Origin of the sequence: Bradyrhizobium sp. F1.13.3 (assembly GCF_040548265.1) — a bacterium.
Taxonomy (GTDB): Bacteria; Pseudomonadota; Alphaproteobacteria; order Rhizobiales; family Xanthobacteraceae; genus Bradyrhizobium.
The window spans coordinates 138952-165505 of sequence record NZ_JBEPRI010000007.1 but is presented as its reverse complement, the minus strand read 5'-3'; the positions used below and the strand labels follow the sequence as shown (position 1 = coordinate 165505).

At 63.5% G+C, this 26554-nt stretch carries 22 protein-coding genes and 2 pseudogenes; 7 read left to right on the top strand and 17 right to left on the bottom strand.

The window, feature by feature from the left end; translation table 11 throughout:
- Positions 1-228 precede the first annotated feature (228 nt).
- The gene (locus tag ABIB66_RS20465) at positions 229-456 is read left to right on the top strand and encodes a hypothetical protein (protein WP_354255375.1); all 228 of its coding nucleotides are present in this window, start codon (positions 229-231) and stop codon (positions 454-456) included.
- A 30-nt stretch (positions 457-486) separates the two neighbouring features.
- Positions 487-2052, top strand: coding sequence for a recombinase family protein (locus ABIB66_RS20460; RefSeq protein WP_354255372.1), 1566 nt, complete (start codon positions 487-489; stop codon positions 2050-2052).
- 53 nt (positions 2053-2105) lie between these two features.
- On the opposite strand, the gene ABIB66_RS20455 is transcribed toward ABIB66_RS20460, so the two are convergent.
- Both ABIB66_RS20455 and ABIB66_RS20450 read right to left on the bottom strand, forming a co-directional pair.
- Positions 2106-2705, bottom strand: a complete 600-nt coding sequence (locus tag ABIB66_RS20455) for a DUF6680 family protein (RefSeq protein ID WP_354255369.1) — start codon at positions 2703-2705, stop codon at positions 2106-2108.
- A 2-nt stretch (positions 2706-2707) separates the two neighbouring features.
- On the bottom strand, positions 2708-3043 hold the full coding sequence (locus ABIB66_RS20450) for a hypothetical protein (protein WP_354255366.1): 336 nt from the start codon (positions 3041-3043) through the stop codon (positions 2708-2710).
- Positions 3044-3454: 411 nt separating this feature from the next.
- On the opposite strand from ABIB66_RS20450, the pseudogene ABIB66_RS20445 reads away from it, so the two are divergent.
- Positions 3455-4831 (top strand): annotated as a pseudogene (locus ABIB66_RS20445) (ComEC/Rec2 family competence protein); the annotation flags it as partial.
- Between the two features lie 9 nt (positions 4832-4840).
- On the opposite strand, the gene ABIB66_RS20440 reads toward ABIB66_RS20445, so the two are convergent.
- From ABIB66_RS20440 to ABIB66_RS20410, 7 genes are all read right to left on the bottom strand, one after another.
- The gene (locus tag ABIB66_RS20440) at positions 4841-5782 is read right to left on the bottom strand and encodes a GAF domain-containing protein (protein ID WP_354209837.1); all 942 of its coding nucleotides are present in this window, start codon (positions 5780-5782) and stop codon (positions 4841-4843) included.
- Positions 5783-6005: 223 nt separating this feature from the next.
- Entirely contained in the window at positions 6006-6440 is a 435-nt protein-coding gene (locus ABIB66_RS20435; RefSeq protein ID WP_354209836.1) for a hypothetical protein, read from the bottom strand.
- 461 nt (positions 6441-6901) lie between these two features.
- On the bottom strand, positions 6902-7603 hold the full coding sequence (gene lexA / locus ABIB66_RS20430; protein WP_106945054.1) for a transcriptional repressor LexA: 702 nt from the start codon (positions 7601-7603) through the stop codon (positions 6902-6904).
- A gap of 176 nt (positions 7604-7779) precedes the next feature.
- Positions 7780-8991 carry a molybdopterin molybdotransferase MoeA gene (locus ABIB66_RS20425; protein ID WP_354059099.1) on the bottom strand — a complete coding sequence of 404 codons (1212 nt, stop codon included), beginning with the start codon at positions 8989-8991 and terminating at the stop codon, positions 7780-7782.
- Positions 8992-9219: 228 nt separating this feature from the next.
- The gene (locus ABIB66_RS20420; protein ID WP_275171251.1) at positions 9220-9411 is read right to left on the bottom strand and encodes a hypothetical protein; all 192 of its coding nucleotides are present in this window, start codon (positions 9409-9411) and stop codon (positions 9220-9222) included.
- Positions 9412-9580: 169 nt separating this feature from the next.
- Positions 9581-10213, bottom strand: coding sequence for an HAD family hydrolase (locus tag ABIB66_RS20415; RefSeq protein ID WP_275171250.1), 633 nt, complete (start codon positions 10211-10213; stop codon positions 9581-9583).
- A gap of 8 nt (positions 10214-10221) precedes the next feature.
- On the bottom strand, positions 10222-11355 hold the full coding sequence (locus ABIB66_RS20410) for an alpha-hydroxy acid oxidase (RefSeq protein ID WP_354059102.1): 1134 nt from the start codon (positions 11353-11355) through the stop codon (positions 10222-10224).
- A 304-nt stretch (positions 11356-11659) separates the two neighbouring features.
- On the opposite strand from ABIB66_RS20410, the gene ABIB66_RS20405 reads away from it, so the two are divergent.
- Complete coding sequence (locus ABIB66_RS20405; RefSeq protein ID WP_354059104.1) at positions 11660-12997, top strand: S41 family peptidase; 1338 nt, start codon at positions 11660-11662, stop codon at positions 12995-12997.
- Positions 12998-13089: 92 nt separating this feature from the next.
- Here ABIB66_RS20405 and ABIB66_RS20400 read toward each other — a convergent pair.
- From ABIB66_RS20400 to ABIB66_RS20365, 8 genes and pseudogenes are all read right to left on the bottom strand, one after another.
- A pseudogene (locus ABIB66_RS20400) lies at positions 13090-13826 on the bottom strand (SDR family oxidoreductase).
- A gap of 344 nt (positions 13827-14170) precedes the next feature.
- Positions 14171-15022: a DMT family transporter gene (locus ABIB66_RS20395; protein WP_354209831.1), complete on the bottom strand. Its 852-nt coding sequence runs from the start codon at positions 15020-15022 to the stop codon at positions 14171-14173.
- A gap of 81 nt (positions 15023-15103) precedes the next feature.
- On the bottom strand, positions 15104-15718 hold the full coding sequence (locus ABIB66_RS20390) for a TetR/AcrR family transcriptional regulator (RefSeq protein WP_354209959.1): 615 nt from the start codon (positions 15716-15718) through the stop codon (positions 15104-15106).
- 88 nt (positions 15719-15806) lie between these two features.
- Complete coding sequence (locus ABIB66_RS20385; protein ID WP_354209830.1) at positions 15807-18539, bottom strand: bifunctional diguanylate cyclase/phosphodiesterase; 2733 nt, start codon at positions 18537-18539, stop codon at positions 15807-15809.
- A gap of 247 nt (positions 18540-18786) precedes the next feature.
- Positions 18787-19299, bottom strand: coding sequence for a cyclic pyranopterin monophosphate synthase MoaC (gene moaC / locus ABIB66_RS20380; RefSeq protein WP_275171244.1), 513 nt, complete (start codon positions 19297-19299; stop codon positions 18787-18789).
- A complete protein-coding gene (trpC, locus tag ABIB66_RS20375) occupies positions 19299-20117 on the bottom strand; it encodes an indole-3-glycerol phosphate synthase TrpC (protein ID WP_275171243.1) in 819 nt (272 codons plus the stop codon). Before trpC ends, moaC begins: the two co-directional genes overlap by 1 nt.
- Before the next feature lie 7 nt (positions 20118-20124).
- A complete protein-coding gene (gene trpD, locus ABIB66_RS20370; RefSeq protein ID WP_275171242.1) occupies positions 20125-21138 on the bottom strand; it encodes an anthranilate phosphoribosyltransferase in 1014 nt (337 codons plus the stop codon).
- A gap of 14 nt (positions 21139-21152) precedes the next feature.
- Entirely contained in the window at positions 21153-23051 is a 1899-nt protein-coding gene (locus ABIB66_RS20365) for a SurA N-terminal domain-containing protein (RefSeq protein ID WP_354209828.1), read from the bottom strand.
- Positions 23052-23273: 222 nt separating this feature from the next.
- Between ABIB66_RS20365 and tpiA the strand changes: the two genes are divergently transcribed.
- The 3 genes from tpiA (at position 23274) to pyrG (ending at position 26355) form a co-directional block, all read left to right on the top strand.
- Positions 23274-24029: a triose-phosphate isomerase gene (gene tpiA, locus ABIB66_RS20360; protein ID WP_354059115.1), complete on the top strand. Its 756-nt coding sequence runs from the start codon at positions 23274-23276 to the stop codon at positions 24027-24029.
- A 141-nt stretch (positions 24030-24170) separates the two neighbouring features.
- Positions 24171-24557, top strand: a complete 387-nt coding sequence (gene secG / locus ABIB66_RS20355) for a preprotein translocase subunit SecG (protein ID WP_007590603.1) — start codon at positions 24171-24173, stop codon at positions 24555-24557.
- Between the two features lie 166 nt (positions 24558-24723).
- Complete coding sequence (gene pyrG, locus ABIB66_RS20350; protein ID WP_007590604.1) at positions 24724-26355, top strand: CTP synthase; 1632 nt, start codon at positions 24724-24726, stop codon at positions 26353-26355.
- Positions 26356-26554 lie beyond the last annotated feature (199 nt).

The window sequence follows — 26554 nt, the reverse complement described above, 5'->3', positions numbered from 1 at the left end:
CGTGTATCGACGAGCGCGCATGCCGCCATCAAAGCGGCATCGTAAGTCCCTCGCAAATTATCGATTCATAGTAGGTCCAGGCGGGCGCCAGCTACTGCGTGTCGTGGGTGTGGATAATTTCGCTGTTTGCGTCGAACCTGCGTCTTTCGATATCCCGAAATTCCGCTTGCTCCGTCGGGCAAAACAGGAGTTTATAAGGCGCTGGCTCTAATCGAGAGGACCAGCGCGATGGCTGAAGTCGAAACATCTTCCGACTTGTCCAAGATCGCCAAGCTCAACGGCGACTTCAGAAAAAACTACGGCACATTACTTGGAGCATTTTTGTATCTGCGCTCGATCAGTGTAGCGCGCGGCCGGTCATGGGGGTGGTCGGTCTTGGCCTCGGTCGCTGGGTCGCTCTTGCTTGGCTGGATCAGCAAGCACGCTCTTTCTTGGCTTTCGGCCTGGTTCGGATAGGCTGGATGATGTCAACGACAGGGGCGTTCCATGGGAACCGAACTCACTGTCCAAAATGCCCAGCTGCCCCGGCGTCGGGAGCAAGAACTTCGAGCGGCCCAATACATCCGGATGTCGACCGAGCGGCAGCAATACTCGATAGCAAATCAAATGGCCCTGATCGCGAGCTACGCAGCCGAGCATCGGCTCACCATTGTGCGCGCATATGTCGACGAGGGGATCAGTGGGTTGCGGGCCCACAACCGACCGGGGCTCATTAGCCTGCTGAACGACGTTCAGTCGGGAACTGCTGATTTCGCCAACATCTTGGTGCGGGACGTTAGCCGCTGGGGGCGATTTCAGGATACCGACGAAAGCGCATACTACGAGTTCATCTGCAAGCTAGCCGGCGTGAAGGTGATCTATTGCGCCGAGGTTTTCGAGAACGACGGAAGCCCGATTTCCGGCCTCTGGAAAAATATGAAGCGCCTGATGGCGGCGGAGACCAGTCGAGATCAGTCTGCAAAGGTTTTCGCAGGGCAGAGCCGGATTGCCGCGCTTGGCTACTGGGTGGGCGGGCGGCCGGGCTTTGCGCTGCGCAGAGAGCTGGTCGACGCTCAGGGAAAGTCAAAGGGTTTGCTTGAGCGCGGCCAACAAAAGGCGCTCCAGAACGACAGGGTCGTTTTGCGGGTTGGGCCGCCCGATGAGATCGCGGCCGTGCGATGGATCTTCACAAGCTTCGTCGGCGGGAAAGAGGAAACTGCCATCGCCCGCGAGTTGAACGCGAGAGCCGTTGCCAATCATCGAGGCGTTCCGTGGAATTTGCAGATGATAGGGCGCATCCTTCGCAATGAGAATTACACGGGCAACACTGTCTACTACCGGACATCGAGCTACCTGCGGCAGCGCCGTGTTATCAACGGCAAACCCAAATGGATAAGAGGAGTTGACGCGCTCGAACAGATTGTGCCGCGGAACGTCTTCGACGACGCCCAACGAATTATTGAGCGGCGATCGCGGCAACGGCTGTCATCGGAAGAGTTGCTCAAGAAATTGAGAGTTCTTCACGTGCGGCAGGGAGCTCTCTCTCGCGCGGTGATTGATCGGGCAAAGGGGGGACCCAAGGCCTACATGTACGAACGCCGGTTTGGCAGCCTTCGCAACGCCTATGCACTGATCGGATACGTTCCTGAAGCCGACTACCGTTACCTCGAAACGCGCGGCGAGCGCGTCAACTTGATCAAGCAGATTGCCGCCGAGATTGGTGCCGGCCTGCCGACCGTCGAACCGAATTTAATTACTGAGCGGGCCGGGGGCTGCCTGGCGGTGAGAGACGGGTCATTCATCTCCTTGCGCGTGGTCCGCTGCTGGCAGCATTCGCAGCGGCATTGTCTGGCCTGGACGCTGCGGCGTGGCTCGAAGCCTCGCCCCGGTCTCGCCGTTGTGGTCAGACTGGATGAGCAGAACCGACAGCCGCTAGATTACATCCTGACCTCGACGGGCAGCCTTCCGAAGCTCCCGCAGATTATGACCGAGGCGGCTGTGAAAAGACGATATCGGCACAGGTTCAAGGACGCAGTAGAGTTGATCCGTGCCTTGAAAAGAAGGCTGAGATAGGCCCGGAACGCGCGCGAGCTACTGCGCCTCGTGGGTGTGGAAAAGTGGTCTCACTATGGAGCGGGTGGATAGGGGCTTCGTCCTTGCTGCGCAACCGGTGTCGCCGGCTGCGGTTGCCCCTGTGCGATGAGCAGTGTCCTTTGACCATTTAGAAGTGCAAGCATTGCAGTTCTGAACGCCTGGAGTTCATTTTGCTCAGTCTGCCAGCCAAATGGCACGTAGGCGAGCCGATCAAGCTCATGCCGGTCTATGGTGACTCCTGTCGCCTTAGCGATCGTGTGCAGGAGGTCAAAGAACAGATCGGTTCGTCTTGCCAGAAAATTATCGAGCTGATTGCCCGGCGCCGGGACCGCCTCGGAAAGATTACCCATGTAAGCTTTATAGGCTTGCAACACATCGGCGTGGTCGAAAAACTCAAGCTGCACTTGATTGAGTGCGCCGACGTGGTCCGCATTCATGACCATCTTTCGTGTTCGCATCAGTGCTGAAAGAATAACGCGCTTTCTCGCATCGGCGTCGCGTTCGAGGTCTTTTTTCCTGGTTATTTCGACCGCTTTGATCGGCCCGTAGACAATCGCAACGATGGTGGCGAAGAGGATCAGAAAATTTATGCAATCCGCAAGCTTCAATGTCCAGAACGGTTCTGCCGTCATTTTTACCACTCGCGAAGTTTCTGAAATTTGGCGTTTACGGGCCCGAGAGGAGTAGCAATCCCTATGATCTGCCCGTTTGAAAAATCCGGGGGTAAGGAAAATTCAAGTGGAATTCGCTGATCTGTCGATGGAGCATCGGCACCGGTTATGAGTTCGGGAGAGCCTGCCGGGATTGTGTAAACGACTGTGCACTTCCACCCTTCTGTGGTTTTGCTGACCTTCCCGTCGTATTTCAATCCGCCAGCGTCTACACCGATTAGGTCGGAGCCGCGGATTGCAAACAACAGAAGGCTCGACCCAGCGCGACCCGTGAGATAGGCGACATAAAACCCTTCCATCCCAGACTCCTCGAATCAGTGCAGCCAAGATGGCACGCACGACGCGCGTTTAGATCCAAATTCTACTTTATCCGTGTAATTCACAGCCCCAATCAACTTACGCGCGCGCTTGAGAAATAGGCGGGGGCCCGGCGCTTGACGTGGCCACCCAGGCGGGAGTCTGATCGTGCCCATGGGGCAGCATCAGCACGAGATCGACGAGTTGCGGACATTCGAACGGCTTTGCATGGAGCTCGCCGCCGGCGCGACCATGCCGGAGGAGCGGGCAGGGCTCGAGTTCATGGCCAACTGCTACCGTGCCGAGGCGTCCTGTCTGGCCATTCGCTTCCCATCTGCTTCCCAGCCCGAAAACGCGGGAAGCAAAGGCATATTAAGTCACTGCTTTTTCTACATAAAATCATTGCTTGACCGATCTCCGGTTATCACATGGCCGTGGTTGCCGGTGTCGTGTTCTTCGCGGTGCGCGCGCTGCTCGCTCTGATCCCGGGACTGGCGGCCAGCTTCGCCATCAAGAAATGGTCGGCCGCCGCGGCGCTGGTCGCCGCTGCGTTCTACCTGCTGCTGTCTGGCGCGGAGGTCGCCACGCAAAGGTCGTTCTTCATGACGGCGGTGGTGCTGATCGCGGTGATGGTCGATCGCCGCGCCATCACCTTCCGCACGCTCGCGGTGGCTGCGCTGATCGTGCTGGCGGTCGCGCCGGAAGCGCTGGTGCATCCGAGCTTTCAGATGTCGTTTGCGGCAACGCTCGGGCTGGTGGCGCTGGTGCAGATCGGCATGCCGAATTTGTTTGCCTCGCCGGACCATTCGGCGACCGCGCGCATCGCGATGTGGGGTGGCCGCGAGATTGCGATGCTGTTCATGGCTTCGCTGATTGCGGGACTTGCGACCACACCCTACGCCGCTTTCCATTTCCACCGTGTCACGCCGTTCGGTGTGCTCGCCAATCTCGGCGCGATGCCGGTGGTCTCGGCGCTGGTGATGCCGGCGGGACTGTTGGGGCTGCTTGCGGCGCCGTTCGGGCTGGACAACGTGTTCTGGTGGCTGATGGGGATCGGCATCGAGTGGATGGTCGCGGTCTCGCGCTGGGTCGCGGCTTTGCCGGGCGCGGTCGGCCGCATCCCGGCGTTCGGGATCGCGCCGCTGATCGCGGCGAGCCTGGGAATCATCGCGCTGGGCTTGTTGCGCACGCCGCTACGCTGGTCCGGCGCCCTGGTGCTGCTGGCAGCGATCCTCTGGGGACTGTCGTCCCGGCAGCCCGACATCCTGATTGCCGGGGATGGCGCGAGCGTCGCCGTGCGGGGCAGGGACGGACATCTGCACCTGATCAGGACGAGCAAGGACAGCTTTCTGCTCAAGGAATGGCTCGCTGCCGACGCGGATCCGCGCGATGCCGGCCGAGCCTCGCTGGCCGATGGCGTGTCCTGTGACGAATCCGGCTGCGTGACGCCACTGGCCGACGGGAGGCTGGTCGCGCTGGCACTGCGCGTCGACGCTCTCGCGGACGATTGCAGTCGGGCCGCGCTGGTGGTGACGACACGTCCCGCGCCGCCCGATTGCGCGGCGATGGTGGTCGATCGGCAGCGGCTCGCCAGCCAGAGCGCGCTGGCGCTGACGCAGCGTGGTGAGGGTTTTGTGGTTCAGGCGGTGAGGGCGAGAGGCACGAGCCGCCCCTGGTTACCGACCGGCGCCGGCGAGGGTGATTTCGACGGCAGCCTTGCGCCTAAGACGACCGCGCCCCGCACCAAGGACGCAACGCCGGCGGAGACCGACTTGCAGGCCGACGATTGATCGGATCGGTTACAAGTACCAGGCCAGCACGGCGTCGAGCCTGGAATTGCCGATGACCGGCAGGGCCACCATCCGGCTCAGTCCGGCTGTGCAGGCTTCGAAACCGGCGACCGAGCCGTCATGCGCGAGCTCATTGTTGAGCGCGGGCATGCCGGTCGCCCAGGCCCCGCCGATGCTGCCTTCGCCTCTGGCAATGGATTTTTCCGCATAGAGCGCGGCAAGGTCGGTCTGCGCGCTGCAATCGCCGGCGCGGAACACCAGTGCCGAGTGGGTCTCGTTCGGGATCCAGATCTCGAAGCGTCGCGCAATCGGCGTGGCCTGCGCGGAGAGGAATGTCAGGACCCAGGTCTGGTCCGTGCCGGTCCGATAGGGCACGCCGACGCCGCAATTGATCCCGACCTTGGCTGCGTCCTCCCAGCGCAGAAAACTCCTGGCGTCGTGCAGGTCCTTGATGATCAGCGGCAGCCCCGCCTTCCAGGTGCGGCCAGGCAGGCCAAAGCCGCGAGGAAATTTAGTGTGGCGGGAGTTGAATTCGAACATGTCGGCGGTGCCATAATAGCCATCGACGAGCCCCATCTCGTGGGAGGCATCTGGGTCGTTGTGCCAAAGCTCGATCGCCCCGACATGCGCTTCGTCGTCGCCGCAGAATAGCACCATGACGGCTTGCAGGAATTCACCCGCAAACACCGGCACCGCGACGCCGCAGGTGAGGCCGGCCGCGAGCGCCTGATCGGTCCGTTTGAAATAGGAGTTGGCGAATTTGGTGAGGATCACGGGGTGGCCCGCGGCCCAAGCCTTGCCCGGAAGTCCCTCGTCATACCCGAAGTGCAGCTCTTCGCTGACGGCCTTGAACGCGGACAGCCCTTCGTCGTAGAGGCCGCCACCAAACTCCAGCCGCATGCGCGTCCGATCGGGCACCCAGAGTTCAACGACGCGAAGGAAGGTTTTCATCGAGCGTGTCCGCCGTCTCAAGCCCTGACAGCATCGGTCATTTGGCTGCGAAGCGGACGTTCAAACTTCAGGCAGGGCGGCTCAAACTTCGTGCGGCGGAGAGGTGCAACTGCTTGGTCCATCCGATTGGATTTCGCGGACGCAAGCCACACCATCTCGCCGGCCGCGGCCGGCGATGGCAATTCAATCCTGACCCCCGACCTCGTAGCCGGAGGCGGCTGTGTCAGCCGATCGGCAGGTGCGTGACGGTCGGCTGCCGGTCGGCGATAATCTGCACCTTGTGCTCGCGCTCGGCGACCGACTGAGTTACCGGCAGCTGCAGCACGGTCGCGCGCTGGCCTTCGACGAGCTGCGTCACCAGCACATATTTACCGTCGGGGAATTCGATCGCGTCATGATGGCGGTCGGGAATGTGCGGATCCATCTTGCCGAACTTACCCACGCGGGAATTGATCGTGCGTGTCCAGATCCAGCGATTGTCGTAGCGGACGTCGTCGGCGAAGGCGAGCTCCGTTCCTGGCAGCAGGCAGACGGCAACAGACGGATCGGCTGCGGAGGCGAAGCCGCGCGTCGAGGTGCCGCGGAAGCTTGTCGTGACGATCGTCTCGCCGACTTCGGCGGGGCGCGACGCGACGGCATGCAGGCTGTAGTCACACATCGGGTGCTCCTCATGCTGGGATAGCTACCCGCGTCTCTTATCGAGGCGCAGGCCTCTATCAGAGTGGAAGCACGAACGCTCTGCTTGGTTATGGGCAAATCTGCGGCTGGCTTCTGCAAGCCGCGATCACATTATCTTTCCCGAATTCAATAGGAACAAAGCCCGTTGCGATGCATTCGGGAGGCGCATGCGCGAATATTGCCGGCTTGGCTGCAGCGGTCGAACTTGATCGCTGGCCGGTGTTTCCTCGAACACTTGAGCCGCGAAGCGGTGCTGTTTGAAGCCGTGCTGTTTCGTTGGCGTCGTGAGGAGCCAGCCCCGGAGGAGGGGCCGGATAGTCTGTGCAGAACCAGAACGACTATCCAGCCGGAGCGGACGATGATCCGCTCCAATCTCTGACCGGCGATGCCGGTGGAAGCGCGCGAGGCGCCAAGCACTTCCGGTATGAAGCACTTCCGGTATCAGTACTTCCGGTAAAGCCCGATCAGCTTGCCCTGAATCTTCACCCGGTTGGGCGGCAGGATGCGGACCTCATAGGCCGCGTTGGCGGGCTCGAGCGCGATCGATGCACCGCGACGGCGGAAGCGCTTCAGCGTCGCTTCCTCGTCGTCGATCAGCGCCACCACGATGTCGCCGGTATCGGCGCTCTCGTTGCGCTGGATCAGTGCCATGTCGCCGTCAAGAATGCCGGCCTCGACCATGGAATCGCCGCGCACTTCGAGCGCGTAATGCTCGCCCGAGCCGAGCATGTCAGGCGGTACGCTGATGGTATGGCTGCGGGTCTGCAACGCCTCGATCGGCGTGCCGGCCGCGATGCGGCCCATCACCGGCACCGCAACGGGACGCTCGCCCTCGTCAGCCGGCAGGCTGGAGCTCGCACGCACCTTGCCGAGATTGCCCTCGATGACGCTCGGCGTGAAGCCGCGCCGGCTGCCTGCGGCTGCCTGGAGCTCCGGCAGCTTAATGACTTCAATCGCACGGGCGCGGTTGGGCAGGCGTCGGATGAAGCCACGCTCCTCGAGCGCCGTGATCAGGCGATGGATGCCCGACTTCGAGCGCAGGTCGAGCGCATCCTTCATCTCGTCGAAGGAAGGCGGCACGCCACTTTCCTTCAGACGTTCACTGATGAACCGCAGAAGCTCGTATTGTTTGCGCGTTAACATCTCGACCAAAGTCCCCCGGTTGATGTCGTCCGATTCCGAGACGCTGAATTCGGCTATATGCCGCTACATGCTCGAAACAAATCATGAACGGACACTATATGTTCGATACATGTTCCGCAACTGCTTAATTTACCGTGAACAGAGCAAAGTTCGCGGAACGCGCGTTGCCGAGGCGCTCAGACGGGGAGCCGCAATACTTCGCAAGCCGTGCCGGCTTCGGCCTTCGGCGCAAACGGAGCGCGCACGAGAAGTACCTGTGCTGCAGCGAGATTCGCAAGCAGCGAAGAATCCTGATGGTTGACGGGAAGAACGACGCGTGTGCCGTCGTCACGCTCCTCCAGATGCGCGCGCAGATAGTCCTCGCGCTGGTCGTTGGCGCCGACGTCGCGGCCGAGCACGGCGCTTTCACGGCGATGGTGAATCACAGAACGGCCAGACAGGGCGCGAATCAGAGGCACCAGGAACAGGAAAGCGCACACGTAGGACGACACGGGATTGCCCGGCAGGCCGATCACACCCATTGTGCCGAGCCGACCGTGCATCATCGGCTTGCCTGGCCGCATCGCGATTTTCCAGAACGCCATCGCGATGCCTTCGTCCCTCAGTGCCTGCTGGACCAGATCGTGGTCGCCGACCGATGCGCCGCCGGTCGTGATCAGGATGTCGGCGCCGCTCTCGCGGGCGCGGCGGATGCCGGCGGTGGTGGCCTCCAGCGTGTCGGCGGCAATACCGAGGTCGATGGTCTCGGCGCCCTCCCTGCGGGCGAGTGCGTGCAGGGCGTAGCCGTTGGAATAGACGATCTGGCCGTGACCGGGCGTGGTGCCCGGCATCACCAGCTCGTCGCCGGTGGCGAGAATCGCGACCTTCGGACGCCTGAAAACGGCAAGGTGCGGATGGTTCATCCCGGCGGCGAGCGCGAGGTCGCGCTCGGTGAGACGGCTTCCCTTGCGCAGGAGCACGTCGCCCTCGCGGAAATCGACGCCGGCGGGACGGATGTGCCGTCCGGCGATCGCGGCTTCCTTGATCGTGATACGCTTGCCGGCGGCGACCGTGTCCTCCTGGATCACGACGGCGTCCGCGCCACCGGGAACGACGCCGCCGGTGAAGATCCGCACGGCCTCGCCGGCGCCGACCGTCCCCGCGAACGGTCGGCCTGCCGCGACTTCGCCGATGACGGTGAGCTCCGAATCGATCGTCGCGGCATCGGCCGCGCGCACCGCGTAGCCGTCCATCGCGGACATCGCCTGCGGCGGCTGCGTACGTCGCGCCGCGACGTCACGCGCGAGCACGCGATGGTAGGCCTCGTCGAGGGAAATCATGTCTTCCGGCAGCGGCTCTGCACCCGCCAGCACTGCGGCAAGCGCGTCAGAAACCGGCATCAAGGCCACGGCGAAAACTCCTGCTCGGCACGTTCGGGCGAATGTTCCGCAAGTCTTCTAGCCGAGCGCGGGCGCGGAGGCAAAAACGGCTGAACGGGCGCAGTCATTCCCGCCGCTTCATGTTGTTCCGGAAGCCGGGATCAAGCGCGTCGCGCCATGATCCGAAGGAGGTTACAGATCGGCAGGATAGTGGTCATGGTAAGACGAGAACGACGTGCGCCCCCCGGCCTGTATCGATCAGCTCCCTGCCTGCCCGGGAGTTACGTCGGGCGCCTTGGGTCCTTGATCCTTGTCGGGTAGCGGATCGGCTTGGGATTTCAGGTCGGCGGCCTTGCTCACAAGCTTGGCGGAAAGGTCCGAATCTGAAGTTGTCCTGGCGAATTCAAGAAGAAGAGAGGCTTGCTTGGTGAGGTAGGTTTTGCCCAGCACGATGATGCATCCGTCCGTAGAAGTCCCAACGGACTCTAAGAGTCCGGAAGGCGGTATTCCGTTCCCGGAACTCTGTACAAAAATGCACAAAGTGATCGGGTTCCTCAATTCCTTCAAAATTGGTCCCGTCGGGCCGTGCCGCCGTGGGTTTCGCGACAAGGGCTCCTCGTCAAATGCCCAATGCCTTCAATGCGTTCCCGACGTCACGCGGCGAAGTCACATGCACGGCCGTCAAGCCGCGCGCCCGCGCTCCCTCGATGTTTTCGGCAAGATCGTCGAAGAACACGATGCGCCCGGCGGGTACGCCGATCGCTGCAACGACGTGGTCGAAGGCCTCCGCATCCGGTTTGCGCAAGCCGATGCTGGACGACAAATAGAGCTCGCGGAAATGGCCGAGGAGGTCGGCATATTCCCTTGAGAAATGGTCCACGTGCGGCCGGTTGGTATTGGAGAAAGCGTAGAGCGGCATCTGCTTCGCTGCCCGCGGCAGCAGCTCGGCGATGTCAGGCATTTCGCCGGCGAAAATCGCGTTCCAGCCTTCCAGGAACTGCGCGTCCGAAATGCCGATTCCGAGCGAGGCTCGCAATGAGGCGAAATAGTCCTCATCGCTGATCTTCCCCATCTCGTGCAACCGATAGGCTTCGCTGTCCCGCACATAGCGCGCGACGAGGGATTCGGGCTTGCAGCCGGCATGTCCCGACCAGCAGGCGATGGCCTTGGAGAAATCGATATCGAGCACCACGCGGCCGAGATCGAACAGAAGCGCATCCGCGCTGCCGGGAGAGAGCGATGTCACCTGCACCCTTTCATTCAGTATCGATATGGCTCGTGGTCGAACAGCGGAAACGCGCTGAACACGCTGGGCGCGTTGGTTGCGGTCGCCTGATGAAGGCAGGATTTGTTGACCTCGGCGAACGAGGTTGCACCCAAGAGGCCGAGGCAGCGCAGCACTTCGTCCTCGAGCAGCTCCAGCATGCGCGCCACGCCGGCTTCGCCGGCCGCCGCCAGCGCCCAGCATTGCAGCCGGCCGATGCCGACGAGGTCGGCGCCCGCCGCGATCGCCTTGACGATGTCGGTGCCGCGACAGACACCGCCATCGACCATGATCTTGGCGCGGCCGTTCACGGCGTCGACAATCTCGGGCAGAACATGCATGGCGCCGCGACCGTGATCGAGCTGACGGCCGCCATGGTTGGAGACGTAAATCCATTCGACGCCGTGATCGATCGCGATCAGCGCGTCCTCCGGCGTCGCGATGCCTTTGAGGATCAGCGGGATCTTGAACTTGTCCTTGATCATCTTCACCGTCCGCCACTCCAGACCCTTCTGGTAATCGCCGCCGGTGGCGCGCAGGCGGCTCTCGCGAACGTAGCGCTTGGCGATGTCACGTTCGCGACGGCTGTAATGAGCGGTGTCGACGGTCAGGCAGAAGGCGGCATAGGCATTCTTCTCGGCCCGGCTGACGACGTCGGCGACGAACGCGTCGTCGCCGCGCACATAGAGCTGGTAGAGGCGCAGGGCGTCGGGCGCAGCTTCGGCGGTCTTTTCGAGGCCGGGCTCGGACACCGAACTGAGCATGTGCGCTGCACCGAAAGTGCCGCAGGCGCGCGCTACGCTCGCCGCACCATCCGGGTCGAAGATCTCGAGCGCGCCGACGGGGGCGAGCACCACCGGCAGGCGCATCTTGCGGCCGAACTGCTCGACCGAACCTGTGACCTTGCGGACATCGCGCAGCACGCGCGGGCGGAAGGCGATCTCGTCCAGCGCCATGCGGTTGCGACGCATCGTGGTCTCGGTCTCGGCTGCGCCGACGATATAATCCCAGGCATTCTGGTTGAGGTTGGAACGCGCTTTCCGGATGAATTCATGCAGATTCTGGAACGGCTCGGTGCTGGCGCCGAGCTCGACGTTCCTTTCCGCTTGGATGCGGGGTGCTTCGTTCATTGTTATCCTCCCGAGAATTTGAAGCCTTACCTCATCGCCTAACCCGTCCGCGTCGCCAAAACCATCCTAAAATGGCATGGCTGCAAGGCGTGGGCCGGCCGGCCGTCCCGCTGCGCTCATACCGGGTCCTGCAACGTTGCCGAAAGTTTAGGTCCGGACGAAGGGATTTTTACGGGGTACCCGCCGGCGTGGCATCCCGGCCTTGAAGAAACCGGAATGGTATTGTGAGAAGCAGGCTGGATCGCCATTTGGATGGCGGCTCCCCAGCCCCACCGAACCGCGAAGCAAAAAGGCCAGCCTATCCATGCGGAAAACCCTGCTGTTTCCACTGGGCGCGCTCACTGGAGCGTGTCTGACCCTTTTGGTAGCCAGTCCGCATGGCGGCGTATGGGCGGCACGGGCGGCAGCGAGGGCGGATGACGCCTATTCCAAACTCAATTTGTTCGGCGAAGTGTTCGAGCGGGTGAAGGCGAGCTATGTCGAGAAGCCCGACAATGCCAAGCTGATCGAAGGCGCGATCACCGGCATGGTGACCTCGCTCGATCCGCACTCGCGCTACATGAACGACAAGGCCTGGACCGAGATGCAGGAGACCACCTCCGGCGAGTTCGGCGGGCTCGGTATCGAGGTCACGATGGAGGAGGGGCTGGTCAAGGTCGTCTCGCCGATCGACGACACGCCGGCGTCCAAGGCCGGCATCATGTCGGGCGACCTCATCAGCAAGATCGATGGCGATGCCGTGCAGGGCATGACGCTCGAGCAGGCCGTCAACAAGATGAAGGGGCCGGTCGAGACCCAGACCAAGCTCACGATCGTGCGCAAGGGGGCCGACGCCCCGCTCGACGTCGCGATCAAGCGCGAGATCATCCATGTGCGCCCAGTGCGCTTCCACGTCGAGAATGGCGATATCGGCTATATCCGCGTCACCTCGTTCAACGAGCAGACCACCGATGGCCTGAAGAAGGCGATCGCATCGATCTCCAAGGACGTTCCGCCGGAGAAGCTGGTGGGCTACGTGATGGACCTGCGCAACAATCCGGGCGGATTGCTCGACCAGGCCGTGTCGGTGTCGAGCGCGTTCCTGCAGCGTGGCGAGGTCGTCTCGACCCGCGGCCGCAATCCGGAAGAGACCCAGCGCTTCACCGCGCATGGTGGCGACCTCACCAAGGGCAAGCCGCTGGTGGTTCTGGTCAATGGCGGCTCGGCCTCGGCCTCGGAGATCGTGGCCGGCGCGCTGCATGACCACAAGCGCGCCACGCTGATCGGTACGCGCTCGTTCGGCAAGGGCTCGGTGCAGACCATCATTCCGCTCGGCACCGGCAACGGCGCGCTGGCGCTGACCACGGCGCGCTACTACACACCCTCGGGCCGCTCGATCCAGGCCCAGGGCATCGCGCCCGACATCGAGATCCTCCAGGACGTGCCGCCCGAGCTGAAGGGCCGGATGGACACCATGGCGGAGTCCCAGATGCGCGGCCATCTCCAGGCGGCCGATGGCACCGAGCAGACCGGATCGCAGTCCTATGTCCCGCCGGAAGCGAAAGACGACAAGGCCCTGCATACGGCCTACGACTTCCTGCACGGCCAAACCGCAAATGCCGTCGCCGCCAAGCCGGCGCTGAAGGCTGCGGTGCCGAACTAGCCTAGGCCCTCGCGACGGTAAGGTATTGATCGCCCGGGAATGGATAGCCGTTCCCGGGCGAACTTGTTTCGGGACGCTGTGTCAGCTCGGGTTCATAGCCGCGAAGGTGGCCTCGTAGCGGCCGTCGCGCTCGACCAGTGCCGGGCGCGATCGCGCGCGACCAGCACCTCGCCGCCGGGATGGACCCGCGACTCCAGCAATTGCATGACCTCAGCGATATAGGCGGGAAGCGGCATCGCGCGCGTATCGCTCGCCTGTTGCGAGCCGGTGAGTTCGGTCCGCACATAGGGCGGTGCGAGCTCCAGCACTTCGACGGGGATCTTGCGAAGCTGATGCCGCAGCGACTGAAGCCAGGAGTGCAGGAACGTCTTGCTGGCACAGTAGGCCGGGAAGTCAGCGCGGGCACGAAGGCGAGGTTCGAGCTGGTCGCCATGATCGTCGCGTTCGGTTGCCCTTTCAGGAGCGGCAGGATCGCCGCGGTGACGCGCAGCACGCCCAGAATGTTGGTCGCGACGATGGCTTCCGCGTCCGCGGCGTCCCAGCCGTCTGCCGTCATGTCCTCCGGCCGCGAGATGCCAGCGTTGGCGATCAGCACGTTGAGCCTGGGAAAGCTTGCTCGGATTTCGGCCGAGAAGCGCGGCAGGCTTGAGGGATCGGCGAGGTCAAGCGTCAGGCCGATCAGGCCCGGGCGTTCAGCGGTGATCTGATCGAGCAAGGACTGCCGTCGCCCGGTAACGATGACGCGATTGCCGCGGTCGTGGAAAGCCTCGGCCAATGCGCGGCCGATGCCGCTGGTGGCGCCGGTAATGAGGATCGTGTTGCCGGTCATCTTCATGGTTGCTGCCTTTCTGTGGAGGTGAAGGCCACGGCAATCCAGGAAAACCCTGCCGGCGAGCAATCCCGGCGCGACAGCAACATCCAGGCGCGGATAAGCCGTGCCGGAAATGACGTCTTGAACGGGAAAGCGTCCGCAAGCTGGGAGAGTGATGGCATGACCGTGGCGTCTCGTGAATCGAGATCTCCCAGCTGGGATCCTCTCGACAAAGGACGCGTTGGATGACGGTAACGCCTACGGCAGCGCCAGAGGAGCTGCGAGGGCGGGATAGCTTGGCGGGTCACCACGGTCAAGTCCTCACGGGCCGACAGCTCAAGAGCTATGGCCGTTCAAATCAATCAAGCGCTCGGTCTCAACTGTGTGATGGCGACGCCGGAGATCGCGAGCAGCCCGCCGAAAATCAACTTTGAAGTCATGTGTTCGCCAAGGAACATCACGCTGGACGTCAAGGCGAACACTGGAAGCAGCAAACCGAAGGGCGCGACGCGGCCCATGGAGCAACGCCCGATCAGCCAGAACCATAGGCCAAACCCGACAATTCCCCCGATAAAAATCGTGTAGGCGAGCGCCAGCCAACCACGTCCATCCGCAGTAACGAGGCTCGCGAGTTGTCCATGTTCAAGGAGCAGCGACATCACCATGACTTGCGGCACCGTGAGCAGCGAGGACCACCCCATCAACATCAGGGGATCAAAAGGCCCGTAGCGTTTCGTCAAGACGTTGGATATCGCGAATGCAAAGGCTGCCCCGACCACGAGCAGCAGTGGAAGCGTTTTTGCGGACACGCCGGGCTCCGCCGCCAACATGACCACACCGACGAATGCAAGCACTACTCCAGCGGAAGTGGTGAGAGATGGCCTCTCCGCGAGCAGCGGCCAAGCTAACAGGACCGTGAAGGGCGTGGCGAGTTGATAGGCGACGGCCGACATGCTGCCCGAGCCGAGCCCGAGGCCGACATAGAAGAGACCGAAGTTCAGCCCACCGAGGAAAAGCGAAATTGCTGCGATCGGGCCGAGCTGCCGACGCGTGGGCCGTTTGACGAAGGGAGTGAGCAGCAGCGCGATGGCCAAAAAGCGCAGCGCGAGGAAGAAGAGAGGGGGAAACTCCGTAACGCCCACTTTGATGGCCACGAACTGGTAACCCCAGAGCAGGGGGACGGCCACCGCACAGACGATCTGGATGGCCGACATGACATTCTTCCTTTCAAGACCGTTCGGTCTATATTTCGACGCGCCAGCAGCGGAAGCGGCCGAACCTGATAAAACGGTTGTCTACCTGATGAAGCGGTCGAGGAGAGCGTCAGCGGTGGCTTGTGACGTGATCCGCGTCGATGCCGCCTTGCCGACGACGCGCAGCCCCTCGACGAAACAGACGAGAATTTTCGCGGCACTTGAATGCTCGACGGCATCGGCCAGCTTGCCCGCCGCCTTCGCACGGGACAGTGCATCAGCCACCCTGGCCTCCATGGCTTTGAAAAAGCTCCCGATGCGGCGGTCAACTTCGGCGTCACGGCCAGCCAGCTCCATGGCTGTGGCCACCAGCAGGCATCCGCGTCGGCCATTGGCGCCGCTCGTTCGGTCAACGTAGCCGGCGAGGTAGGCGCGCAGGCCGTCGACCGGATCTCTGCGGGGGTCGAGTTCGACATCCATGCGTGTCAGGGCATCGGCGATGTAGCGATCAAGCGCACGCAAGAACAGCGAGTGCTTGTCCCCGAAAGCCGCATAAAGGCTGCCGCGCGAGAGCTTCGTCGCACGAAGAAGGTCCGGTAGGGCCGTTGCGTGATAACCGCGCGACCAGAACACGCCCATCGCCCGCTCGACCGCGGCTTCCACGTCGAAACTTCGGGGACGGCCACGGGGCAACTGCACAGGGATTTGGCGACGCATTACCGATATATAGACCAATTGGTCGATAATTCCAAGTGGGCACCCTTGTCCCGTGAGCTGACGTTCCCGCGTGTGTGGTGGTAGATCCCTAGCTTGCCTCGCGGCGGCGGCTTTCGTTGCCGCCGCGCTGGGCGAGACGGCTGCGATGAGCTGCGAACAGCTCCAGCACCTTGTCGGCGGGTTTCGCGGCGCTGAACAGATAGCCCTGCATCTCGGAGCAGCCGAGTGCGCGCAGCAGACGCTGCTGCTCCTCGGTCTCGACACCCTCGGCCGTGGTGGTCATGCGGCGGGCGGCCGCGAGATTGACGACGGCCTGCACGATGCTGGCGGAGCCGTCGGGGCCGGCGATGTCGTTGACGAAGCAGCGGTCGATCTTGATCTTGTCGAACGGGAAGCGATGCAGATAGCTCAGCGAGGAGTAGCCGGTGCCGAAATCGTCCAGCGCGATGCGGACGCCGATGGCGCGGAGTTGATGCAGGACCGCAAGCGCGGTGTCGTCGTCGCGGATCAGCACCGCCTCGGTGATCTCGAGCTCGAGCCGGCTCGCCGGCAGATTGGAGGCGGCAAGCGCTGCCATGATCTTCAGCGCCAGCGTGCCGCTCTTGAACTGCACCGGCGAGACGTTGACGGCGAGGCGGATGTCGTCAGGCCAGTTCGCCGCGTCCCGGCAGGCGGTCGCCAGCACCCATTCGCCGATTTCGTTGATCAGCCCGGTGTCCTCGGCAATCGGAATGAACTCGGCCGGCGAGACCATGCCGCGCTCGGGATGGCGCCAGCGCACCAGCGCCTCGCAGCCGGTGATGCGGTCGTCCTTCAGGCTGAGGCAGGGCTGGTAGTACACCTCGAGGCCGCCTTCGCGCCCGCCTTGGGCGATGGCGTGGCGCAGGTCGATCTCGAGCTGCCGCCGCTCGTGGACCTTGGCGTCCATCTCTGGCTCGAAAAAGCGATAGGTGCGGCGCCCGGCGGCTTTGGCGGCGTACATCGCCATGTCCGCGTTCTTCAGGATCTGGTCCAGCGCCGTTCCATGTTCCGGCGCCAGCGCGATGCCGATGCTGGCGTCGGTGGCAAGATGATGTCCCATGCAGTCGAACGGCGCGCGGATGGCTTCGAACACGCGCGCGACGAGCTCGTTGACCTGATCCAGCGATGTCACCGCGCTCTGGACGATGGCGAATTCGTCGCCGCCGAGCCGCGCCACGAAGTCCGCCGGACCCGCACACCGTTGGAGGCTCTGCGCAACCGACTTCAGAAGCTCGTCACCGACGAGATGCCCGAGCGCGTCGTTGACGCCCTTGAACTCGTCGATGTCGATGTAGTGCACCGCGAGTTGTTCGCCCCCGGCGACGAGATCGAGTTCCTGACGCAGATGCTCGTGGAACATGGTGCGGTTGGGCAGGTCGGTCAGCGCGTCGTAGTGAGCGAGATGGGTGATGCGCTCCTCGATACGCCGGCGCTCCGTGATGTCCTCATGCGTCGCCACCCAGCCGCCGTCCGTGAGCGGTTCGTTGACGATCTGGATCGAGCGGCCGTCGGAGGTGTCGACCACCATGGAATTGCGCAGATGGACGTCGCGCAGGACCCGTGCGACATACTGGTCCAGATCGCCGGTGAACGAGCCGGTGGCTTTGCGGTGCGCAATGATGTCGTGGAAGCTGCAGCCGGGTCTCACGATTTCGGCCGACAGCCCGTACATCTCGATGTAGCGCTGATTGCAGATCACGAGCTGCTGCGCGGCGTCGAACAGCAGCAGACCCTGAGTCATGTTGTTGACGGCGCGGTCGAGACGCTGCATTTCCAGCGTCAACCGTTCCCGCGAAAGACGATGCTGCTCCAGGAGCTTGCGTACGATCGCGATCAGCACGCCCGCGATGGCGAGCGCGGAAGAGGCGGCGACCGAGATCAGGATGCCGATCTGCTCGCGCCAATCCGTCAGTGCCGTCGCGCGCGTCGTGGTGGCCATCATCAGGATCGGGAAGTGAGGCAGGGCGTGTGAGGAAATCAGCCGGTCCTCACCGTCGACGGGGCTGATGAAGCGGCCGGCAAAATGGTCGAGCCCGAAAACCTTTTGATGTGCGAACGGGCCGTTCTTGAAATTGCGCCCCATCAATTCGCTGGAATGGGGATAACGGGCGAGCATGGTGCCGTCCCGGTGCAGCATCGAGATCGTCGCACTTTCGCCGAGCACGGCGGACTCGAAGAATTTTTCGAAATTTGCCGGCTCGATGCCGCGTCCGACCACACCCATGAATTCGCCGTTCGGTCCCACGACCTTGCGCACGATCAGGATCGTCCAGGCGCCGGAGATGCGACTGTAAAGTGGTTCGATCAGAACGTCGGGAGCGTCGGGATCGTACCGGAAGGTGCGAAAATAGGCGCGATCGGCAACGTTCACGCTCGGGGCGGGCCATGCCGACGACGAATTGATCAAATTGCCTTCGGCATCGATGATATTGACGCCGCCTATGTAGGGCAGTGCCTCGATCTTCGAACGCAGCATCCGGTGGAGGTCGTGGCCGGCGAGGCGTTTGCGATAGTCCGCCGCATTGGTGATGCCGCTCGCGCGGACGTAGTCGACGAAATCCTTCTGGATGACCGCGAAATCCTGCAGTTGCTGGTCGAAATGATGGGCCAACATCAGCACGGTGTTTTCCAGCTCGCGGCCCGCGTTGCGCAGCGCACGTTCGCGGAAATTCTCCGCCATCAGCGTCGCGCCCACGGCGATGGCCGCGATCAGCAGCGTGCCGCCCACCACCAGCCAGCGGATCGGTCCGCTGCGCACGAAGGCCTGGTCAAAAAGGCGACTGCCGAATCCCGTCATCATGATCGATCGTTGTCGTGCACACGTCAGGGTCAATCCTTGACCCCTGAAACATCCGTTGGTTTACGGGAACGGAGTGGAGGCGAAGTTAGCAAGCTGGGTTAATGCGCCGTGAACGGAGGCTCGCAAAAGCAATCAATATGCGGGCGCGCCGGCATCGGGCTTGCGATCATCCGTGGTGAACGGCCCGCGCGGCAAGCTCAATGCAAAATTCGGCTCGATCAGCGCGTCGCTGAAGTAGCAGCGGCAATCAGACGCGGTAATGGCCGGATTTGCCGCCGAGCTTCTCGACCAGGTGGATGCCTTCGATGCGCACGCCGCGTTCCACCGCCTTGATCATGTCGTAGATGGTGAGGCAGGCGACCGAGACGGCGGTGAGCGCTTCCATCTCGACGCCGGTCGGGCCCGTGACCTTCACGCTGGCGCGGACGAGGCAGCCAGGCAGCGTTGCGTCGGGCTCGATCTCGACCGTTACCTTCGACAACGCGAGCGGATGGCAGAGCGGGATCAGCTCCGAGGTGCGCTTGGCGGCCATGATGCCGGCGATGCGGGCGGTGCCGAGCACGTCGCCCTTCTTGGCGTTGCCGGACAGGATCAGGTCAAGCGTCGCCCTGCTCATGACGACGCGTCCTTCCGCGACCGCGAGCCGCTCGCTCGCGGGCTTGTCCGACACGTCAACCATCCGCGCCTCGCCGGAGGCGCCAATATGGGTGAGGGCAGGGCCGGTCTTGGTCGGTTTGGCCTTTGCGGGCTTACGCGCCATCAGTTCGTGCCTGTGGCGCGCGCGGTCTCGCGCGCCAGCAGCGTGCGCGTCGCAGCGGTAACGTCGGCTTGCCGCATCAGGCTCTCGCCGACCAGGAAGGTCGACATGCCGACGCGCTCGAGGCGGGCCAGATCGGCGGGCGTAAAGATGCCGCTCTCGCCGACCATCAGCCGGTCGCCGGGGATCAGCGGCGCCAATGTTTCGCTGGTCGCAAGCGTGGTTTCGAAGGTGCGTAAATTGCGATTGTTGACGCCGATCATCGGCGAACGCAGCTTCAGCGCGCGGTCGAGCTCGGCGCGGTCGTGGATCTCGATCAGCACGTCCATGCCATAGGCGATGGCGGCATCCTCGAGCTCTTTGGCCGTGGCATCATCGAGCGCCGCCATGATGATCAGGATGCAGTCGGCGCCGTGCGCGCGGGCCTCCGCTACCTGATAGGTGTCGAACATGAAATCCTTGCGCAGCACCGGCAGTGACGCTGCCGCGCGGGCCGCCACCATGAAGTCGAGATGGCCCTGGAACGAGGGCGTGTCCGTCAGCACCGACAGGCAGGCGGCGCCACCGGCCTCATAGGCACGGGCAAGCAGCGGCGGATCGAAATCGGCGCGGATCAGGCCCTTTGACGGCGAGGCCTTCTTGACCTCCGCGATCAGCGCGTAGTCGCCATTGGCGTGCTTGGCCCTGATCGCGCGAACGAAGCCGCGCGGTGCTGCTTGCGCCCTGGCCTTCGCTTCCACCGCCGACAGCGGCTGCGCGCGCTTGGCCGCCGCGATTTCCTCGCGCTTGTAGGCTTCGATCTTGGTCAAGATGTCCGACATGTCAGGCTCAGCCGTTCGAGACCGCGATCAGATGTTTCAGCCGCGCGCTCGCCGCGCCGCTGTCGAGCGATTTTGCGCCGATCACGACACCTTCCTTGAGATCCCTGGCACGCCCCGCTACGACCAATGCGGCAGCGGCGTTGATCAACGCGACGTCACGGTAGGGGCTCGGCTTGCCGTCGAGCACGCCCTGCAAGGCGATCGCGTTGGCGTCGGCGTCGCCGCCTTTGAGTTCACCGGCGTCGCAGCGCGGCAGGCCCGCGTCCTCCGGCGTCACCTCGAAATTCCGGATCTCGCCATTGTGGAGCGCGGAGACGAAGGTCGGGCCGGTGAGGGTGATTTCGTCGAGGCCGTCGGAACCGTGCACGACCCAGGCGGATTCGGAGCCAAGGTTCTTGAGCACTTGCGCCAGCGGCTGCACCCATTGCCGGGAGAACACGCCGACCATCTGCCGCTTCACGCCGGCCGGATTGGACAACGGACCGAGCAGGTTGAAGATCGTGCGTGTCGCAAGCTCCACCCGGGTCGGGCCGACGTTCTTCATGGCGGGATGATGGGAGGGAGCGAACATGAAGCCGATGCCGCATTCGCGCACGCAGCGGCCGACCTGCTCCGGCCTCAGATCGATCTTCACCCCGAGCGAAGCCAGCACGTCGGCGGCGCCCGAGCGCGACGACAGCGCGCGGTTGCCATGCTTGGCCACCGGCAGACCGGCGCCCGAAACGATGAAGGAGGCGCAGGTCGAGACATTGACCGAGCCGGAGCCGTCGCCGCCAGTGCCGACAATGTCGACCGCATCCGCGGGCGCATCGACCGTGAGCATCTTGGAGCGCATGGCCGAGACCGCGCCGGTGATCTCGTCCACGGTCTCGCCGCGCACCCGCAGCGCCATCAGGAGGCCGCCCATTTGCGATGGCGTAGCCTCGCCGGACATCATGGCGTCGAAGGCGGAGGCCGCTTCGTCACGCGACAGGCTGGCGCCGGTCGCCACTTTTCCAATGATCGATTTCAGGTCGTCCATCGCGTGCTTTCAACTCACTGGTTCGCGCCGGTCACCTGCGCGAAGGCGGCCTGATTGATGCTGGTTCCGATGTCTGTTTCAAGCTTGTTCACGTAGGACGCGACCTGCTCCTCGGTCTGCGCGCGGTCGAGACTGTCCTTCAGCTTCTTGACAGCCTCGGAAGCGGCATCGACCGTGGGATCGATGATCTCGGTGACGCGGAACACGATCACCTCGGTGCCGCCTGTCACTGCCGTCTGCCCGACGCCGTCCTTGGCGACGCGGAAGGCGGCCGACACGACCGTTGCGGGAACGCTGGCGGGCGAGTCGTCGCGCTTGAAGCCGGTGGCGGTCTCGACCTTGGCGCCGATCGCGGCTGCTTCGTCGGCGAGCTTGCCGCCGGATTCGAGCTTCTGCACCATCTCGGTCGCCTTGGCCTTCAGCTTGGTCGCGATCTGGTCCTGGCGCCAGCGCGCCTCGACCTGGTCGCGGACCTCATCGAGATTGCGGTCGCGCGACGGCGTGATGGCAAGCACGTCGTACCAGACATAGCCGCCCTTGAAAGAGATCGAGTCATTGTCGACGCCGACATCGGTGTTGAAGGCCTGCGACACCACGTCGAGGCCCTGCGGAATGCCGGAGACCGGCTGGCCGCTCGGGGCGCGGCCGGAACGGTCGACGGCGTCGATGGTTACGGCGGTGAGCCCGAGCTTCTGCGCCGCGTCGATCACGCTGGCACCCCCGCCGCGTTCGTCTTCCATCTTGTCGCGGAGATCGGCGACCTTGACGCGCGCACGCTCGGTGGCGATCTCGCGCTTGATGTCGGCGGCAACGCTCGCGTAGTTCGCCTCAGTGCCCGGCTCGATCTTGTCGACCTTGACGATCGACGTGCCGAGACGGCCCTGGATCGGCTGGCTGATTTCACCGGCGGGAAGCGCGAAGACGGCGTCTCCAACCGCGGGATCGAGCGAGGATTTGGTCACGAGCCCGAGATCGACGTCGGACGCGCTCAGTCCGCGCTCCTTGCCGAGGTCCTCGAACGACGTCCCGCTGGTGAGCCGCTCGCGTGCGGTCTGCGCCTCGGCGGCGTTGGGGAATACGATCTGCTGGATCTGGCGCTTCTCCGGCGTGCCGAGCCGATCCTTGCGCTGGTCGAACGCTTTCTTGGCGTCCTCGTCCGACACCTCGCTCCACTTGCCGATCTCCTCCGGCGAGACCACGACGAACGCGATCTTGCGATATTCGGGCGCGCGGAACTGGACCTTGTGATCCTCGAAATAGGCGGCGAGCGCCTCGGGCGAGGGCGCGTCGATGGTGCCTGCCTGGGCTGCGTCGAGCCTGACGAATTCAATGGCGCGCTGCTCGTTCTGGAAGCGCGTCAGCACGTCGAGCATCGCCTTCGGCGGCTCGAGGCCGGCACCGATCGTGCCGGTGATCTGCCGACGCAGCGAGACCTTGCGCTGCTCCGAGACGTAGCGCTGCTCGGTATAGCCGAAATTGCGGATCACGGACTGGAAGCGGTTCGAATCGAAGTTGCCGCCGACGCCCTTGAAGTTCGGGTCGTTCATGATGAGCTGGCGGATCTGGTCGTCGGACTGGCCGAGCCCGAGCCGGCGCGCCTCTTCGTCGAGGGCGGCTTCCGCGATCGTCTGCTGGAGCACCTGACGGTCGAGGCCGAAGGCGCGCGCCTGTTCAGGCGACAGCGGCCGGCCGAACTGGCGGCTGATCTGCTGCAGGCGATCGGTGTAAATCTGGCGGAACTCGTTCAGCGAAATTTCGGTGCCGCCGACCTTGGCTACGGTGGATTGCCCAAAGCCCTTGAAGATGTCGGCAATGCCCCAAACGCCGAAACTGATGATCAGCACGCCCATCACAATGGCCATAATGGTCTTGCCGAGCCAGTTTGATGAGGCCTTGCGCATTCCTCGAAGCATTTGGTCCAACTTGTTTGGCAGGAGGGGAACGGGAGCGCGTCTTAATGCAGATTCCGCAAAAGCGCGTCACCAAATTGATCAATCATCATAAAGTGGTGGCTTTCCCCCCGCAACCTCGGGTCCGGCAGGCTTTCGATCCCTGCGGTTAAAAGCCCCTGGTCTCTGGAACTGCCACGGGACCTCTGCTAGCGCATGCACAAACCGAATTTGCTGGAATTTGACATGACCGATGCCATCCGCCCCCTGATCGCCGGCAACTGGAAAATGAACGGCCTGAAGGCCTCGACTGCCGAATTCGACGCCATGCTCAATGGCGCGGCAGAGGTGGCCGGCAAAGCCGACCTGCTGGTTTGCCCGCCGGCGACCCTGATCGCAGCCTTTGCCGAGAAGGCACGCGGCAAGAAGGTCGCGGTGGGGGCCCAGGATTGCCACCCCAAGGCCTCCGGCGCCCATACCGGCGACATCGCCGCTGAAATGCTGGCGGATTCGGGTGCGACCGCGATCATCGTCGGCCATTCCGAGCGCCGTGCCGACCATGGCGAAGGCGATGCCCTGATCCGGCAGAAGGCTGAGGCCGCCTGGCGCGCCGGGGTGACGGCGATCGTCTGCATCGGCGAGACGCAGGGCCAGCGCGACGCCGGCCAGACCCTCGATATCCTGCGCGGCCAGCTCAACGGCTCGCTGCCGGATGGTTCGACCGCCGCCAATCTAGTGGTGGCGTATGAACCGGTCTGGGCAATCGGCACCGGCCTGACCCCGACGTCCCGGGATGTCGAGCAGATTCATGGCTTTATCCGGGAATTCCTGACCTCCAGGTTCAAGGCCGACGGCGCCGGGATGCGGATCCTCTATGGCGGCTCGGTCAAGCCCTCGAACGCGGCCGAGCTGATGGCCGTGAAGAACGTCAATGGCGCGCTAGTCGGCGGGGCCAGCCTGAAGGCGGCCGACTTCCTTGTGATTGCGCAGGGCTGTCCCTAGCTAGCTCCAAACCTTACGACCCGCCCGATCGGGGGTGGCAATGCCCCGGCTGATCGTGTAACACCGCGCAACTTCAGGAAAACCCCGCGAAGCACGATTGGCCGCCGTCTCGGCGCTGTCGGCTTGTGACGGAAGGACACTATGCAGACTGTTGTCATCGTCATTCACCTCATGATCGTCACCGTCATGATCGGCGCCGTCCTGCTCCAGAAGTCGGAAGGCGGGGGCCTCGGCATGGGAGGTGGCGCCGGCTTCATGTCGAGCCGCGGCACCGCGAACCTTCTGACGCGGACCACCGCGATCCTGGCCGTCGGCTTCTTTCTCACCAGCCTGTTCCTGTCCTGGTATGCCGGCTACGACCGCAAGCCGTCGTCGATCATCGGCGCCCCGGCGTCGCAGACCCAGCCGGCCGGTGGCGGACCGATCGCGCCGCCGACCTCCGGCGGCATCCTGGATTCGCTGAAGAAGGCCGACGAGCAGCAGCAGGCTCCGGCACCGAGCGGCCCGCAGGTACCGCGTTCGCAATAAAGCAGGGGGGCCATGCAGGGCGGCTTCTACCGTCCTGCATCAACAATCCCCATCAAGGCTCTGTCACCACTCTTAGTTCTGGCTCACCCACAGCCCCGCAAAATGTTTGGGGCGGAATACGAATCGCTTTGGCGAATCGAATTCGAGGGATTAGAGGTTAAGCCCCATGGCGCGGTACATATTCATCACCGGCGGCGTGGTTTCTTCGCTCGGCAAGGGTCTGGCTTCAGCGGCACTCGGTGCCCTGTTGCAAGCCCGGGGTTACAAGGTCCGCCTCCGCAAGCTCGACCCCTATCTCAATCTCGATCCCGGAACGATGTCGCCGTATCAGCACGGCGAAGTGTTCGTGACCGATGACGGCGCGGAGACCGACCTCGATCTCGGTCACTACGAGCGCTTCACCGGGCGGCCTGCGACCAAGGCCGACAACATCACGACCGGGCGCATCTACCAGGACATCATCTCCAAGGAGCGGCGCGGCGATTATCTCGGCGCGACCATCCAGGTGGTTCCGCATGTCACCAACGCCATCAAGGACTTCGTCCTCGACGGCAACGATGATTACGACTTCGTGCTGGTCGAGATCGGCGGCACCGTCGGCGACATCGAGGGGCTGCCGTTCTTCGAGGCGATCCGCCAGCTCAAGAACGAGCTGCCGCGCGATCACGCCATCTACATTCATCTGACGCTGCTGCCTTACATCCCCAGCGCCGGTGAGCTGAAGACAAAACCGACGCAGCACTCCGTCAAGGAGCTGCGCTCGATCGGCATCCAGCCGGACATCCTGCTCTGCCGTACCGATCGCGAGATCCCGAAGGAGGAACGGCGCAAGCTCGGGCTGTTCTGTAACGTGCGCGAGAGCGCCGTCATCGAGGCGCGCGACGCCGACAGCATCTACGCTGTCCCTCAGGCTTACCATGCCGCAGGCCTCGACGACGAAGTGCTTGCCGCCTTCGGCATCGGTTCGCGGATTCCGCCGGAGCTGCGCAGCTGGCAGCAGATCAATGAGCGCATCCGCAATCCCGAGGGCAACGTCACCATCGCCATCGTCGGTAAGTATACCGGCATGAAGGATGCGTATAAGTCGCTGATCGAGGCGCTCTCGCATGGCGGCATCGCCAACAAGGTGAAGGTCAATCTCGACTGGATCGAAAGCGAGATCTTCGAGAAGGAAGATCCCGCGCCGTTCCTCGAACACGTCAACGGCATTCTGGTGCCCGGCGGCTTCGGCCAGCGCGGTGCCGAAGGCAAGATCCGCGCGGCGCAGTTCGCGCGCGAGCGCGACGTCCCGTATTTCGGCATCTGCTTCGGCATGCAGATGGCGGTGATCGAGGCCGCGCGAAATCTCGTCGGGATCGAGGAGGCCAACTCCACCGAGTTCGGCCCGACCAAGGAGCCCTTGGTCGGCCTGATGACGGAATGGCTGCGCGGCAACGAGCTTGAGAAGCGCACCAACGCTGGCGATCTCGGCGGCACGATGCGCTTGGGCGCCTATCCCGCGGCGCTCAATCGCGGCAGCCGCGTCTCGGAGGTTTACGGCGGCGCGACCGAGATTTCCGAGCGCCACCGCCATCGCTACGAGGTCAACACCGCCTACAAGGATCGCCTCGAGCAGCACGGGCTGAAATTCTCGGGCCTGTCGCCCGACGGCGTGCTGCCGGAGATCGTCGAGTACGAGGATCACCCCTGGTTCATCGGCGTCCAATTCCACCCCGAACTGAAGTCGCGCCCCTTCGAGCCGCATCCGCTGTTCGCGTCGTTCATTCGCGCGGCGATGGTGCAGAGCCGCCTGGTGTAATCGGCTCAGCACGTGGCGGTGCAGTCACGTGCAAGATGCATCCGCTCCGCCGCGAGCGGCATTGACCTATCAGGCGCAAGCGATCCCGTAACGAGCTTCATCTGCGGCCGGCGCGTCAGCTTGTAGACGGCGGCCGGCGCACGTTCAGCAGGGGGGCAGAGCCATGCGCGGAACGCCACGGGGGGCGGTCGAGCGGGCC

Bases quoted from the DNA above. Each gene is read 5' to 3' on its own strand.
- ABIB66_RS20450 (WP_354255366.1), bottom strand. From the start codon at position 3,043: ATGGAAGGGTTTTATGTCGCCTATCTCACGGGTCGCGCTGGGTCGAGC.
- ABIB66_RS20435 (WP_354209836.1), bottom strand. From the start codon at position 6,440: ATGTGTGACTACAGCCTGCATGCCGTCGCGTCGCGCCCCGCCGAAGTC.
- tpiA (WP_354059115.1), top strand. From the start codon at position 23,274: ATGACCGATGCCATCCGCCCCCTGATCGCCGGCAACTGGAAAATGAAC.
- lexA (WP_106945054.1), bottom strand. From the start codon at position 7,603: ATGTTAACGCGCAAACAATACGAGCTTCTGCGGTTCATCAGTGAACGT.
- ABIB66_RS20365 (WP_354209828.1), bottom strand. From the start codon at position 23,051: ATGCTTCGAGGAATGCGCAAGGCCTCATCAAACTGGCTCGGCAAGACC.
- ABIB66_RS20460 (WP_354255372.1), top strand. From the start codon at position 487: ATGGGAACCGAACTCACTGTCCAAAATGCCCAGCTGCCCCGGCGTCGG.
- ABIB66_RS20410 (WP_354059102.1), bottom strand. From the start codon at position 11,355: ATGAACGAAGCACCCCGCATCCAAGCGGAAAGGAACGTCGAGCTCGGC.
- ABIB66_RS20440 (WP_354209837.1), bottom strand. From the start codon at position 5,782: ATGAAAACCTTCCTTCGCGTCGTTGAACTCTGGGTGCCCGATCGGACG.
- moaC (WP_275171244.1), bottom strand. From the start codon at position 19,299: ATGGCGCGTAAGCCCGCAAAGGCCAAACCGACCAAGACCGGCCCTGCC.
- ABIB66_RS20455 (WP_354255369.1), bottom strand. From the start codon at position 2,705: ATGACGGCAGAACCGTTCTGGACATTGAAGCTTGCGGATTGCATAAAT.
- ABIB66_RS20390 (WP_354209959.1), bottom strand. From the start codon at position 15,718: ATGCGTCGCCAAATCCCTGTGCAGTTGCCCCGTGGCCGTCCCCGAAGT.
- trpD (WP_275171242.1), bottom strand. From the start codon at position 21,138: ATGGACGACCTGAAATCGATCATTGGAAAAGTGGCGACCGGCGCCAGC.
- pyrG (WP_007590604.1), top strand. From the start codon at position 24,724: ATGGCGCGGTACATATTCATCACCGGCGGCGTGGTTTCTTCGCTCGGC.
- ABIB66_RS20385 (WP_354209830.1), bottom strand. From the start codon at position 18,539: ATGATGACGGGATTCGGCAGTCGCCTTTTTGACCAGGCCTTCGTGCGC.
- trpC (WP_275171243.1), bottom strand. From the start codon at position 20,117: ATGTCGGACATCTTGACCAAGATCGAAGCCTACAAGCGCGAGGAAATC.
- ABIB66_RS20405 (WP_354059104.1), top strand. From the start codon at position 11,660: ATGCGGAAAACCCTGCTGTTTCCACTGGGCGCGCTCACTGGAGCGTGT.
- secG (WP_007590603.1), top strand. From the start codon at position 24,171: ATGCAGACTGTTGTCATCGTCATTCACCTCATGATCGTCACCGTCATG.
- ABIB66_RS20395 (WP_354209831.1), bottom strand. From the start codon at position 15,022: ATGTCGGCCATCCAGATCGTCTGTGCGGTGGCCGTCCCCCTGCTCTGG.
- ABIB66_RS20465 (WP_354255375.1), top strand. From the start codon at position 229: ATGGCTGAAGTCGAAACATCTTCCGACTTGTCCAAGATCGCCAAGCTC.